This is a genomic window from Lachnospira multipara ATCC 19207 (assembly GCF_000424105.1).
Lineage (GTDB): Bacteria > Bacillota > Clostridia > Lachnospirales > Lachnospiraceae > Lachnospira > Lachnospira multipara.
The window spans coordinates 1-14,139 of record NZ_AUJG01000008.1 but is presented as its reverse complement, the minus strand read 5'-3'; the positions used below and the strand labels follow the sequence as shown (position 1 = coordinate 14,139).

At 37.6% G+C, this 14,139-nt stretch carries 11 protein-coding genes and 6 tRNA genes; 1 reads left to right on the top strand and 16 read right to left on the bottom strand.

Annotated features, from left to right (window positions below):
- Positions 1-30: 30 nt before the first annotated feature.
- Positions 31-2,154 (bottom strand): efflux RND transporter permease subunit, encoded by a 2,124-nt coding sequence (locus G600_RS0107690; protein ID WP_027431426.1) that lies wholly within the window; start codon positions 2,152-2,154, stop codon positions 31-33.
- Between the two features lie 295 nt (positions 2,155-2,449).
- Between G600_RS0107690 and G600_RS0107685 the strand changes: the two genes are divergently transcribed.
- On the top strand, positions 2,450-3,064 hold the full coding sequence (locus G600_RS0107685; RefSeq protein ID WP_027431425.1) for a TetR/AcrR family transcriptional regulator: 615 nt from the start codon (positions 2,450-2,452) through the stop codon (positions 3,062-3,064).
- A gap of 167 nt (positions 3,065-3,231) precedes the next feature.
- On the opposite strand, the gene G600_RS15445 is transcribed toward G600_RS0107685, so the two are convergent.
- From G600_RS15445 to G600_RS0107610, 15 genes are all read right to left on the bottom strand, one after another.
- On the bottom strand, positions 3,232-5,247 hold the full coding sequence (locus tag G600_RS15445) for a pectate lyase family protein (protein ID WP_081669438.1): 2,016 nt from the start codon (positions 5,245-5,247) through the stop codon (positions 3,232-3,234).
- 250 nt (positions 5,248-5,497) lie between these two features.
- On the bottom strand, positions 5,498-6,451 hold the full coding sequence (gene rsmI / locus G600_RS0107675) for a 16S rRNA (cytidine(1402)-2'-O)-methyltransferase (RefSeq protein ID WP_242826364.1): 954 nt from the start codon (positions 6,449-6,451) through the stop codon (positions 5,498-5,500).
- 25 nt (positions 6,452-6,476) lie between these two features.
- Positions 6,477-7,283, bottom strand: coding sequence for a tRNA1(Val) (adenine(37)-N6)-methyltransferase (locus G600_RS0107670; RefSeq protein ID WP_242826365.1), 807 nt, complete (start codon positions 7,281-7,283; stop codon positions 6,477-6,479).
- Between the two features lie 55 nt (positions 7,284-7,338).
- On the bottom strand, positions 7,339-8,250 hold the full coding sequence (locus G600_RS0107665; protein ID WP_027431421.1) for a PSP1 domain-containing protein: 912 nt from the start codon (positions 8,248-8,250) through the stop codon (positions 7,339-7,341).
- A gap of 44 nt (positions 8,251-8,294) precedes the next feature.
- Positions 8,295-9,287 carry a DNA polymerase III subunit gene (locus tag G600_RS0107660; protein WP_027431420.1) on the bottom strand — a complete coding sequence of 331 codons (993 nt, stop codon included), beginning with the start codon at positions 9,285-9,287 and terminating at the stop codon, positions 8,295-8,297.
- Between the two features lie 43 nt (positions 9,288-9,330).
- Positions 9,331-9,771, bottom strand: a complete 441-nt coding sequence (locus G600_RS0107655; protein ID WP_027431419.1) for a YaaR family protein — start codon at positions 9,769-9,771, stop codon at positions 9,331-9,333.
- Between the two features lie 105 nt (positions 9,772-9,876).
- Entirely contained in the window at positions 9,877-10,467 is a 591-nt protein-coding gene (locus G600_RS0107650; protein ID WP_027431418.1) for a nucleoside/nucleotide kinase family protein, read from the bottom strand.
- A gap of 109 nt (positions 10,468-10,576) precedes the next feature.
- On the bottom strand, positions 10,577-12,103 hold the full coding sequence (locus tag G600_RS0107645; protein ID WP_034245944.1) for an aminotransferase class I/II-fold pyridoxal phosphate-dependent enzyme: 1,527 nt from the start codon (positions 12,101-12,103) through the stop codon (positions 10,577-10,579).
- 179 nt (positions 12,104-12,282) lie between these two features.
- Positions 12,283-13,353: a L,D-transpeptidase family protein gene (locus G600_RS0107640; protein ID WP_242826363.1), complete on the bottom strand. Its 1,071-nt coding sequence runs from the start codon at positions 13,351-13,353 to the stop codon at positions 12,283-12,285.
- Between the two features lie 206 nt (positions 13,354-13,559).
- Positions 13,560-13,632: transfer RNA gene (locus G600_RS0107635), tRNA-Phe, on the bottom strand.
- A gap of 4 nt (positions 13,633-13,636) precedes the next feature.
- Positions 13,637-13,710, bottom strand: a tRNA-Met gene (locus G600_RS0107630).
- Between the two features lie 47 nt (positions 13,711-13,757).
- Positions 13,758-13,839: transfer RNA gene (locus G600_RS0107625), tRNA-Tyr, on the bottom strand.
- Positions 13,840-13,873: 34 nt separating this feature from the next.
- Positions 13,874-13,945 (bottom strand) — tRNA-Thr (locus G600_RS0107620).
- 10 nt (positions 13,946-13,955) lie between these two features.
- Positions 13,956-14,028 (bottom strand) — tRNA-Val (locus tag G600_RS0107615).
- A gap of 36 nt (positions 14,029-14,064) precedes the next feature.
- Positions 14,065-14,138 (bottom strand) — tRNA-Asp (locus G600_RS0107610).
- Position 14,139: the final 1 nt, after the last annotated feature.

Here is a 14,139-nt window from a genome sequence, read left to right as displayed (position 1 = left end):
TCGCTCTCCTTTATATTTTCTCCTCGCACTTTATTGATGTGCAAATTTATCTTCTTCACTTAAATTAGAATACTTTCTCTTCTTTGGCTTAAAGCCGATACTTGTATGAATTATTAGCTTATCAAATACCATGAATAATGATGGTACGACTAAAATTACAACAACCATACTAATGATTGCGCCTCTTGCCATTAAGATACAAAGGGATGCGATCATGTCTACATTTGCATACATACCAACACCAAATGTGGCTGCAAAGAAGCCGAGGGCTGATACTACGATTGAAGGGATTGAAGTAGCAAGGGCTATCTCAACGGATTCCTTCTTTGAAAGGCCTGAGGCACGTTCTCTCTTATATCTTGTTGTCATAAGAATTGCGTAATCTACTGTGGCGCCAAGCTGAATTGTTCCAATTACAACGGATGCAATAAATGGAATCGATGTGCCTGTAAAGTATGGAATACCCATGTTTACAAAGATGGCAAATTCAATGGCTGCAACTAGTAAGATTGGTAATGAGATTGACTTTAGTACGAAGAAAATGATTACGAAAATCGCTGCGATAGAAACAAAACTTACAGTCTTGAAATCCTTATCAGTGATTGTAATTAAGTCCTTAGTACATGGAGCTTCACCGATTACCATTGCTTGATTGTCATACTTTTTAGTAATTGCTGATACTTCATCAATCTGGTTATTAATTTCATCAGAAGCAATTGCGTATTCTGAGGAAACTAGCATCAACTGATAATCTCCGCTCTTTAATTCAAATACGAGGGATTCTGGTAAGAAATCCTCTGGGATACCTGTTTCTGTTATTGTTGGGAGTCCTAATGCAAATGAAATGCCATCCACATTCTGAATCTCATCTAGCATATTTTGTCCATCCTCTGTAGATAAATCGCTATCTGCAAGGATCATATAAATCGAATTTAAATCCTTAAAGCTTTCAGCAAGCTTTGTATTAGCCTGTGAGCAATCAAGGTCTTTTGGTAAGGTACCAGCTAAATCGTAATAAACTTCTGTGTTGTTATAACCATAAATTGCAGGAACTAGAAGTATTACAAAGGCTATTAGGAATACCCATGAGTGATTAACAACCCAGTGAGCAAACTTTGAAAAGTCTGGCATGATTTCTCTATGCATTGTCTTTTCTAGTGCTCTATCAAAGGTTAATACAAGGGCTGGTAGAATTGTTACACATCCTATTACACCAAATACAACACCCTTTGCCATTACCACACCTAAGTCAAGACCAAGTGTAAAGCTCATAAAGCAAAGTGCGATAAAGCCGGCAACTGTTGTAATTGAAGAACCAACTACTGATGTCAATGTATTTCCAATGGCAACTGCCATTGCCTTTTCCTTATTTCCTGGATACTCAGCTTTGTGTTCCTTGTAGCTGTGCCACAAGAAGATTGAGTAATCAAGGGTTACACCTAACTGCAATACTGCTGCCAAGGCTTTAGTAATATACGATGTCTCCCCTAAGAAATAGTTTGAACCTAAGTTATAGACGATTGCCATACCGATACTTATCATAAAGAGTACTGGTACAAGGAATGAATCCATAAATAATGCAAGTACGATACAAACTAAAACTACTGCAAGTAAAACATAAATTGGTGTTTCTTTTTCTGATAGGTTCTTAGTATCTGTAACTACTGCTGACATACCAGCTACATAACACTGCTTGTCTGTAACCTTTCTTATCTGCTGTATAGCATTCATTGTGTCATCACTTGATGTTGTGTCATCAAAGAATACTGCAAATAATGTTGAGTTTGTATCTGCATTTACAAACTTAGAACTTATCTCCTCAGGTAAGAGTTCTGCTGGAATATCTGTTCCAACGATGCCTGAATAAGAAATAACTTTCGCTACGTGGTCTACATTTTCAACCTTATTAACTAGCTTAGACACGTTATCTTGATTCATGTCTTCCACTACGATTAATGCGTAGGCGCCCTTTCCAAAATCATTCAATAAGATATCTTGGCCTTCCATAGTCTCGATATTATCTGGTAAATAGTACAAGATATCGTAATTAACTCGTGTGCCAAAATATCCGAGAACTGCTGGAATTAAGAGCAAGACACTTATTATAAGGATTGGAATCCTTAACTTAACCACAGCTCTTCCGAACTTCTCCATAATTAACCTCCATTCATTAAATGACGTATTAAATTCTTTCGTTTTATAAAATTGACCGTTAGTCATTTTTGATTTCATAGCCATTATATCACTACTATTTTTTCTGTCAACAAAAAATGACCACTAGTCACTTTTTTTATAGATTTTTTATTTTTTATATGCTAAGATACACATACAAGGATGGAAAATGTGCTAAGATATTACAGTTGTTTGATTACAGGTGTGATTAGCGCCATATCAAAGCTTGTGACGCCGCAGGCGCCAACTTTAGAAATTCAGATAAGGGGTGAATGTTTTGGGAAAACTAGAAAATAACAAAATTAATAAACAACGTTCTTTGCTAAACTCAGCTTTTGAGCTTTTTACAACAAAGGGTGTTTCTAAAACATCCATTGCTGAAATCTCTTCAAAGGCCGGCATGGCAAAGGGTACTTTTTATCTTTATTTTAAGGATAAATTTGATATAAGAAATCGACTTATCTCTCACGAATCAAGTCTTCTTTTCTCATCTGCTGTTGCAGCTCTTGATAAGGAACTTGAAAAGAGAAGTCTTAACTTTACGGAGAAGATCATTTTCCTAATAGATAACATTATTAATGCTCTTGATAGCAATCAGACTTTGCTTAATTTCATTTCAAAGAATCTTAGTTGGGGAATTTTTAAGGAAGCCTTAACTACTAATGTTGCGGACAACGACATTAACTTCCTTGATGTCTACCACCAGATGATTAACGACGATGAGGTTAATTTAAGAGAGCCAGAGATTATGCTTTTCTTGATTGTGGAGCTTATTAGTTCTACATGCTATAGCGCAATTCTTTATAAGGAGCCAGCAGACATTGAAACTGCCAAGCCTTTTATCTACGCTACGGTTAGGAATATTATTAAGGAACATACGATTGTGGAATAAAGCAAATGTAGACTTGCAGAAGGGCTTTTCACTAAGGCCTGTGATGCATTTTCATAAAAATCAAGTCTTGGGAAGAGCCCGCTCTTCCCAAGACTTTTTTGTAGCTATTATATTTCTTATCCTTATATTCTTTAAGCACCCGATTTTACATAGTCATTAGTTTCTAATTAGTCAATTGCATAGCGTATTGTTGACTTTTGTACACCTGTGTTTGATGAAGATGCTGCCCAGTTCTTTGCGTCATTTGCAGATCTTGTTGCATATGAGTAGCATGAGTTTGGTCTCCATGAAGTTGTCTTAGTCTTTAAGTTGCTAACAGATGATGACAATACTGAGCCATAGTCTGTGAAGTTGCCAACACCGTGATCATCTACAACTGCACCCTTAGCATTGCCCTTTGAGAAGTAGTTCTTCTCTGAGTAAATGTTAGCGCCTGTGTAAGGTGTATAGCCTAGGTTAAAGTTCACCACATAGTTGTTGTATGAGTGGAAATAACCATAGCGCATAAGTCCTGGTGCTCTTGTTAATACGCCATCGAAGTAATTGTTACAAATTGTCATCTGTGGGTATCCAGAATATGTTCCAGCTCCATCCTCCTGTGGGTAACCAAGGATTAAGCCGTACTTATGATTCTTAAATACATTTCCTGAAACAGTCACATAATCAGCCTTAAGACCAACATAAACGAACTTATCTACATCTGTTGAAGCGATTGAATGTCCTGGGAATGTACAATGATCAAGCCAGAATTTTTGTCCATCGCTGATGTAAATCTGAATGTCGTCATTTCCATTAATTGCTGCATCATGGCTAATTGTAAGGTTCTTGAAAATGACATTTCCAGAGTTAGATATACATCTAAAGTGGATGTTGTGCAATGTATTTGCATTAAATGAACCAATAATAGTCTTGTTGCTGCCTACATTAACCTTTGTTAAGCTGTTTGCTCTGATGTTGCCATTTACAACAATTGTATATGGTGTTGAACCCTGGCAGTACTTTGAAAGATCAGATACATTTGAAACATATACTGTCTTACCAAGTGCGCCACCAATTACAGAGCCTGTCTGCTTTCCGTTGACACTCTTACACTGTCCTGCAAAACCTTCTACACCGTAAGTGTTAAGGTAGAACTTGTGTGTTGAGCTGCCTGAGTATGAGCCAAGTACGAAGTTTGAACCTGATTTCTGTAAGCAAAGGTTTGAGTTAGCGCAGTTTACAATCTTGTATTCGTAAGCCTTGCCAAGTGAATCATTTGACACTGCCTGAATTAACCAATACTGTGCTGTTGCGCCTGTCTTGCCTGTTGCTACTATCTTAGCTCCACTTGTGGCATTATTGCCATTTGGTGCAAGTACATAGCCTGTTGCTGCATTTACAATCATGTACTTGTTGCTGCCGTTGTTAACTAAAACCCACTGATTGTATGATGAGGAATTAGTTGAGGCTGTTACTGAACCTGTGCTAGATGGAGCAGTTACAAGTGAGCTGCCGTTTGTGTTAACTAGCTGGATTCTTTGCTGGCAATATGTTGAGTCAACTGCTGCCGGTGTGTTTGATGTTGATGAGCCTGATCCAGAACTTGAACCTGAACCTGAGCTAGAGCCTGAACCTGATGATGGCCACTGTGCCTCTTCAAAATACCAAATCTGATTAGAAGCTCCTCTATTAGTGTACTCAATAACATTAGCGCCACTTGCTGTACTTGCGCTTGCTACATCGAGACAACTCTTTCCCCCTGTAACTTCTGTTGTGATAGCATAACCATCACCTGATTTAGTAAGGTAGAAGTTCTGTGCTGTTGCACCATTGTTTGAGCAAATCTGAATATTAGTGTTATTATCTGTGCGTCCATAATAAACATCTAATGAAACCCCACCAGTCATATCTGTTGCAGGATGTAATCTATATGTTCCATTTGAATTTTGCTCTAAAATCCATCTCTGTCCTAGACTTCCTGTTCCCTTTGACTGAATTACATTTGCTCCACTAGCAGAAGAGTCTCCTGCAACTGTTAAATACATCTGGCTATTCTTATTTTTAATATAATAAATATTCCCAGCTTTCGGCGCCACTGCGGCTGCCTCTGCTTTTTTCGCTGGTAGAATAGCTAGTGATGTAATCGCTGTCATAACTACTGTAAGTAAAATGACTGCGACCTGTTTAAATCTTTTCTTAAGCATAAATACTTCCCAATCGGATAATCATCTCAAGTAATATAAATTTAGTCTCAAATTACAATTACTCGTCTAAACTTAGAAAAAATTTAATAGCTACATTTTCTAATGTATCTTAGATGGTGCTTGTAGTCAAGCATTTTAAACAATTCATCTTATCTATATTGCTAGTACTTTGGTTATGTTGCATAAAAAATACTCCCATATATATGGGAGTATCTATACATATATTAATTAAAATGTATCGTATGATATATTAATCACGCTCTAGCTCGTTATAAATATCACGCTTTGAAACGCCTCTATCCTTAGCGGCTGCCTTCATGGCCTCCTTCTTATCAAGGCCCTGATTTATGTACATGTCAACATGTTCTCTAACGGTCATTTCTTCCCATGCGGCCTGCTTTTCCTTCTTTAACTCTTCCCTTGATTTTCCTGCAATTACAAGAACATACTCTCCTCTTGGATCGTTATTCTCATAGTACTCACATGCGCTATCAAGGCTAAATTCCATGGAATTCTCGTATCTTTTTGTAAGCTCCTTACAAATTGTAAGAGCTCTATCTCCACCAAGCACATTTCTTAGCTCTGCTAAAGTCTTCTTTAAGTGGTGTGGCGCCTCGTAAATTATCATAGTTCTTGTTTCATTTACAAGTTCCTCTAAGACTTCTTTTCTTTGCTTTTTGTCTGCTGGTAAAAATGCTTCAAAGGCGAAACGTCTTGTTGCCTGACCGGACATTGTTAGTGCTGTAATACAAGCTGCTGCCCCAGGTACTGAAGATACTTTAATACCTGCTGCCCTTGCCTGCTTACAAAGCTCCTCTCCTGGATCTGAAATTCCTGGAGTACCTGCATCGGTAATGCAAGCAACACTGAGTCCTTGTAACATTTTATTAACTAGGACCTTTGCCTTGTCGTACTTATTAAATTCGTGGTATGCAGTCATTGGTGTCTTAATCTCAAAGTGATTTAGTAGCTTAATGGAGTTTCTTGTATCCTCCGCCGCAATAATGTCCACTTCCTTTAGGATTCGCAAAACCCTATAGGTAATGTCTTCGAGATTGCCAATTGGTGTGGCGCACAAATATAGCTCGCCCTTGCCATCGCGCTTCCCGTCTAGCTTTTCTATATCAAAATCAATATCTTGATTATCTATATCTTGATTTATTTCCATTTTGTTATCCTTATCTATATCTTGATTTGCTTTCATTTTTAAAACCTCTAAATCGTAACCTCTAATTCTTATTATTATAAATCTCTAAAATCTCATCGGTATAAACTCCCGACTGTCCATCAACTCTCTTATAGACAATCAGCGGTTTTTCCACAATCATGTAAGAATTAGCACCCTTTATCCCCTCAATTAGTACCATATTGGCCTCTTTATCAACATATGGATGCACCATTCTTATGCGCTTTGGCTCAATATGGGCTCTACGCATGGCAGCTATGATATCTATTAGTCTGTCGGGTCTGTGTACCATATATAGGTGCCCCTTTGACTTTAGGCATCTTGCGGCCGCCTGGCAAACGTCGTCTATGTCACAAAGAATCTCGTGCCTTGCAATGGCCTTTGTGGAATCTGGGTTAACTAGCCCTGAATTGGCCTTTTTATAGGGTGGGTTCACGGTTACAACATTAAAGGAGGCCTCACCAAAAATCTTGGCAGCCTCCTTCAAATCACCTTTAATAATTTCTACTTTTGACTCTAAATTATTAATCGCAACATTTCTAGAAGCTAAATTTGCCGAAACCTCTTGGATTTCGAGGCCCTTATAACTTGTATCAGGGTTCTTGGCCTGCATAAGTATTGGAATTACCCCATTTCCCGAGCATAAATCAAGGACGTTATTGCCCTTTTGTGCCTTTGAAAATGTAGACAATAACACCGCGTCTATTCCAAAGCAGAAAATATCTGGCTTCTGGATTAGTTTCAAGCCATCTCTACACAAATCATCTAGTCTCTCATCAGCTTCTAACTGTATTGTTCCAGAAAGCGTCGTGTAAATTTCATTTAAACCCATATTCTCTTTATTACACATCACACTTTCCTCCACCATTTTTTATTGTCGATTTAGAAATATATTTTCATAAAAATTAGTCATCACTAATATGCGCATGACCTTCGCGTCTTTCAAGCTCCTCTAAAGCCTTTAATTCCTTATCATCGATCTGTTCGTTTCTATCACGTCTCCTTGTCTTAAATCTGATCTCTGATACTGGATACTCTCTAACTTCCTTCTCGTCGTTATCAAGTGTAACAATTACCTTAACTAACTGTCTAAGTACATTGACAGATGAAACCTCGCCGTGAAGTCTCTCTGGTGTTGTAACATGATCGCCAACTACAGGTAAATTGCTATTAAGCTCTTCATAAGTTTCCTGCTCATACTTTAAGCAGCACATAAGTCTGCCGCAAACGCCGGAAATCTTAGTTGGATTAAGGGACAAATTCTGCTCCTTAGCCATCTTGATTGAAACCGGAATAAACTCTGGCATATAAGTTGCGCAGCAAAGTGGTCTACCGCAAGCGCCAATACCGCCTAAAATCTTAGTTTCATCACGAACACCAATCTGTCTTAACTCGATTCTTGTTCTAAATACTGCAGCGAGGTCCTTAACTAACTCTCTAAAGTCGATACGACCATCTGCTGTGAAGTAGAATAAAACCTTGTTATTGTCAAATGTGTACTCCGCCTTAATAAGCTTCATTTCAAGCTTATGCTTTGCTATCTTCTCAAGACAGATGTTGAAAGCTTCCTTCTCTTTCTCTCTATTCTTGATTTCCTTTTCATCATCTTCTGGAGTAGCAATTCTAATGATTGCCTTAAGTGGCTGAACGACCTTCTCATCCTCCACTTCTCTTTCTCCTAAAACAACATTACCGTATTCCACGCCACGAGCTGTCTCAACGATTACATGCTGTCCTACTTCTACTTTGTACTTTCCTGGTGCAAAAAAATATATCTTTCCCACCTGTCTAAATCTAACTCCTACAACTTTCGTCATCTTATTTACCTATACATCTTTTAAAGATGTACCACCTTCCTCTTTTATAAATTTTCCTTTATTGCCATGATTAGCAGTTCCATTGTTAAATCGAAATTTACATTAGCCTGCAACCTTACTTTTACCTTATCTATTGAGTCTAAAATGTCTTGTAGACCCTCATAAGAAACTAGTTCTGCCTGATTCCTTATGCTAGAAATTTCATCGCTAAAAATAATCAAATTGGTATCGGCTGTACTCTTAAATATTAACACATCTCGGAACCAAACGTTAAGTAAATCTAGATAATCATCTATTACTAGTTTAAATTCTCCAGCCTTCTTAACGCTATCCATTATTTCTACGGATGTCATGTCCTTCGCATTTTTAACCATACTAACCACCTGGTTCTTAAGCTGTGAAAATTCATCACTTTCGAGAATTGATATCGCTCTACCGATACAACCTCTCGCAAACTTTGCAGCGAATTTTCTCTCATAATCTCCACATGAAATATGGTCATTTATGTAGTTTTCCACCAAGGAATCACTAAGTGGTTTTAAATCTAGAACTACACATCTAGAAAGAATTGTTTGTAAAAATATATCTGCATTCTTAGACAACAAAATTACGATACCATACGCTGGCGGTTCTTCTATTGTCTTAAGAAGAGCATTCTGAGCCTGAACTGTAAGCTTCTCAGCTTCATCAATTATGTAAATCTTATATCTACTACTATATGGTTTAATCTGAATATCTGCAACTAATTGATCTCTAATGTCATCAACACCGATGCTTCCTGGCTTCTCGTGTCTCACCCAGATTATATCCGGCTGATTATTAGACTCTGCCTGAACGCAAGAATGGCAGTGATTACATGGTTCCTTTCCACCTTCCTCGCACTGTAATGTCTTAGCAAAAATCTTAGCTAGCATCTTCTTACCAGCACCTAAATTGCCACTAAAAACATATGCGTGTGAAACCTTATCCATAACCACTGCATTTTGTAAGTGTTCTTTTATTGTGTCATATCCATAAATATCTGCAAATCCACTCATTTTTCACCTATTCTCTAACCTATCCATTAACTTGTCCATCAACCTATGTGGAAATATCAAGTAACAATCCCCTTATATCATCTATTTTACTGACAATAGCTAAGTGATCCTTCTCCTCTTTTACAAGTTCACCTGCTAAATCGTCAAGATTCTTATCCACAAGCTTTACAATGCCATAAACTCTATGTCTTCCTCGTCTATCAAGGAAATTCTCACGAGAAAATTTATGAGATCTATTAACAACCTCATTCATAAAGTCCTTAACTAGCTCTCTATATCTTTTCATATCCTTAATATCCATATGCTTAGAAATCTTCTCACCTTGATCTGTGATTTCCTGCATCATTGAGCCTAGCTTTTCCTGTAATTCCTTCTCCTCAATGTTACTTATAAGCGTAAACTTAAAGGAATCATCATGAGTCTCCGTTTTATTAACATTTTGGCTCGATGTAACCTGTTGTACATCACTAATTTTAATTTCCATACCCTACGCCTCCACACATCTAAGTAACACATTGACATTGCACCTAATGCTTGGAACAATCCAACTTACATTTTATAACACCTTTAGTTATCTTGCAAGCAAGCGCTAATTTGCTAAAATGTAGTCCTCTATGCGCTTTATGCAATCTTCAAGCTTAGTATTGTTTTGGAATCTCACCTCAATACCGGCTCTCTTTATATTTTCCTCATTAAAATCCTTAGCATCCGCTAAAAATCTTCGACACAATTCCTCGTAATTTGGCTTTTCCTGCTTCTTCTCTCGCTTAATGGCCCTAGTTAACCTAATATCATCATCTACTTCAATATATATCGGCAAAAGATGCTCTTTTCCATAGAATTCTAAGAATTTTTCATAGGCCTCAAGAGTGCCAATAATTATGTATCTGTCCTTCTTAGTTAAATCAATCTGTCCATCATCTGCAGTAAAATACTTCCACAAACCATAAACAGTATCATAAGCTCTTAGCTCAATAACCTTTCCAGCCTTCTCAAATTCAAGGGCCTTTTCATCATCAACAAAATGATACTCTACCCCTTCTTTCTCTCCGACCCTCATAGGTCTTGTAGTATACATAGTTACTGTTTTAAATTTTCCCTTAAAATCTTCCACCAAGGTCTTATAAATCTTATCCTTACCGGAAGCACTTTTTCCCATAATAAATACTATTTCGTTCATCTTCACACACTTACCCTTAGATTTTCTAGTTCTATATTTAGATGCTTAATCTTTTTTACATCTATGGTCCAACACCAAAATTTACGATCTAACACTCATATTTACAGGCCTAATTGGTCTTTAAGACTTTTATTAAATCGTCATTTAATCCTATAACTTCTATATCTAACGCTATAGCTTTTTTAATAATTTGAATCTTATCTTCTGTAATCAACTCACCAGAATTAATCACAGGCATTCCCGGCGGATACAAAAGTACCGCATTGACGCTTACTCTATTAATAAGGCTCTCATCCTCTAGACTTAACATATCAAAGCCCTCTAGATCTGCCTTTTCAACTGCCTCATGGGCCTCCATGACCTTCTTATATCCCGCCAGATTAGCAAATAATTCCTTCTTTGCCTTTCTTGCAGCTTGCCCTGTTGATTCTCTCTGACCTACCGAGTCTCTTTGTTCTACCGAGTCTTTATAACCTGTCTGGTCCTGCTTCTTTTGGATTCTCGTCTCGTCTATTTCCTTATCAAGGCTTTCTAGCGCCCCTATAAAACTATCATAATACTTTTTTTTATCTCCCACAGCTGTCATAGCAATGGCGTAATCAAAGGAGGCCATTTCTAGCTGAATGTGGAAACCCTCTAGTAACCTATCAAAAATCCACTTGCCAAAATTATCTATCTTATCTTTAGCTTTCTCACTGGCCACTAGAACCACCTTCGAAATGTCGTCTACCTCGGCTAGAGATATATTTTCTAAGGCCATAATCTTGCCTCTAAGCTCTTTTAAATTAGCGACATATTCTTTATAGGCCTCTGCTCCATCAAGCTCTACAAAGCTTAAAGCCCTGTCGATTCCAGCCATTAACAAATAGGACGGAGATGTGCTTTGATAGATATTCCAATACCTTTTCACCCTATCATAATTTATTAAATCTGAATTTAAGTGTAATAAAGCCGTCTGTGTAGGAGCTGGCAAAGTCTTGTGAATACTGTTAATCACAACGTCCGCCCCCTGACTTATAGCGCTTTCTGGAAATTCCTTATGAAAATTAAAATGCGCCCCGTGAGCTTCATCCACAATCAGTACGATTCCTTTATCATGCAAATATTTCGCAATCCCGCGAATATCTGATGTTCTACCTTCATAAGTCGGACTTGTAATAACTACTGCCCTATAACTATTATTTTCCACCTTATCTTTGATTTCATCCAAACTTATCCCCAAAAACATTCCTGTTTCTTCATCTATTTGTGGACTAATGTAATCGGCCTTAAGCTCATTTAGGTATAAGGCATTATAAACTGAGACATGACAATTCCTTGCCACTAAAATACTATCTCCCTTGTGGCATACGCCACTTATAGCCGCCAAAATACCTGCAGTGCTACCATTTACAAGTAAAAGACTTAAATCCGCCTTATAAAGCCTCTGAGCCTTCTTCTGCATGTCTAAAATAATGCCACTAGCATCATGCATATTATCGAAGCCATCAATTTCCGTAATATCTAGTTTGCTTAGGGCCTTAAATTCATTTTCATAAAAAATGTCATTTCTTTTGGCACCTGGCATATGCATAGGAACGTAGTCACTGTCTGTATATTCAATTAGCTTATCCAATAAATCATTGTATTTGCTCATTATTTATCTCGCTTTTACTATTATTATTTATCTCTTTATTTATCTCTTTATTTATCTTCTTATTCATCTTTTTCTGTCGTATTATTTCCTAACTTTACTAGTACTGTTCTTCTAATTCTATTTTAAAAAAAGCTGCATTATTTCTCAACAATGCAGCCACTTTTTATTAAAATTTATTCTTATTCAACTATTAAATTAACTGTTGCTTCAGCTGTTCTTCCAAGAGCATCTCTAACCTTATAAGTAATAGCATATGTACCAGCCTGATCGTATGTGTAAGTACCTACTAAGTAAATATCGCTTGTAGCATCGTTACCACATGTATCTGTAGCTGTAACGCCATCTAATAAATTAACTGACTGACCAACTGTTGTTGTAATATCCTTAGCACCTGTAATTGTAGGAGCAAAGTTATTCCAAGGATTATCTGTGCTTGGATCTGTTGGATCCCAACCAGCATATTCACTATCTTCTGGAACCTTAATTGTATCTGGCTTACCAAGTGGTCCTGGGTTTGTAGCGTCATCATAAATTGTTACACCTGTACCTGATGGACAGTTATCATAAATCCACTTACAATCTCTAACACATAATCTTACGCAACCAAGTGAAGCATAGTCACCAAGCATATTGTACTGACCTTCTTCTAAGCTAGAAGATGATGTTGAAAGATAAGGAATTGAGTGGAATAAGATTCCGCTTGTACCTGCGATTCTTGTTGCATACATACCGTATGTTCCATCAACCATTAATCTCCATTCATACTTATCTGAAGTCTTATAATTTTCAACTAGTGGTGTTTCGTGACCTTCACGTCCACATGAACTTGCAAATGCAATTACTGGAATTGTATATTCGCCGTTAGTATCTATACCGTAAACTGTTACACAGTTTGCTGCTCTATTAACCTTAATGAAGTAAGGATTTGATGAACCAAGTGTTGTTGCATTAGTAGTAACCTGAGCCATTAATGCTGCTGTCTCTTCTTCTGTTGTTGTTTCTGGTTCTTCCTCAATGATCCAATCTACTTCTGAACTTGTTTCTTCTGCAGTTGTACTTTCCTTAACTGTTGCCTGATTATCATTATTGTCTTTCTTATTACTATTCTTTCCTATAACAACACCTACAACTACTGCCGCTGCAATTAATAAAACTGCAACCACTGCAATAATTACAGTAGGTAAATTTCTTCTAAACCATGATTGTCTTCTTCTTAAATACTTATAGTTGATATTGCTTTTTTTACTCATAATATCCTCCATGTAAAATTCTAAACGCAACTACTATATTGTAGCTTATTATCATATATTATACAAGTTTATTTAGTTATTCATATAGCCCAATACTAGCAGTATTACTGCATTTCTTGTACTATGATATGATTTTAACTTCAGTATTATAATTAAATCTTGATTAAACAAAAAAACCACTTCCGATTTAGGAAGTGGTAATTAAGTGCCTAGAACCGGAATCGAACCAGTGACACGAGGATTTTCAGTCCTCTGCTCTACCGACTGAGCTATCTAGGCGTAGTAGCGGGGGCAGGATTTGAACCTGCGACCTTCGGGTTATGAGCCCGACGAGCTTCCGAGCTGCTCTACCCCGCGGCATTCGCTAAATAAATTGTTTAAAAAGATAATCTTTAGATTATCAATGGGCGGAGAAGGATTCGAACCTTCGAAGGCAGTGCCAGCAGATTTACAGTCTGTCCCCTTTGGCCACTCGGGAATCCACCCATAATATTAACTAACTCTATATTAGTTAATATAGAGCCGACAGTCGGAGTCGAACCAACAACCTGCTGATTACAAATCAGCTGCTCTGCCATTGAGCCATGTCGGCGTAAAAAGTATGGGGCCTACAGGGCTCGAACCTGTGACCCTCTGCTTGTAAGGCAGATGCTCTCCCAGCTGAGCTAAGACCCCATAGTTAATAAGCGAAATACAATATTTAATTGTAAACGACCCGGATGGGGTTCGAACCCACGACCTCCGCCGTGACAGGGCGGCGCTCTAACCAGCTGAGCCACCAGGCCA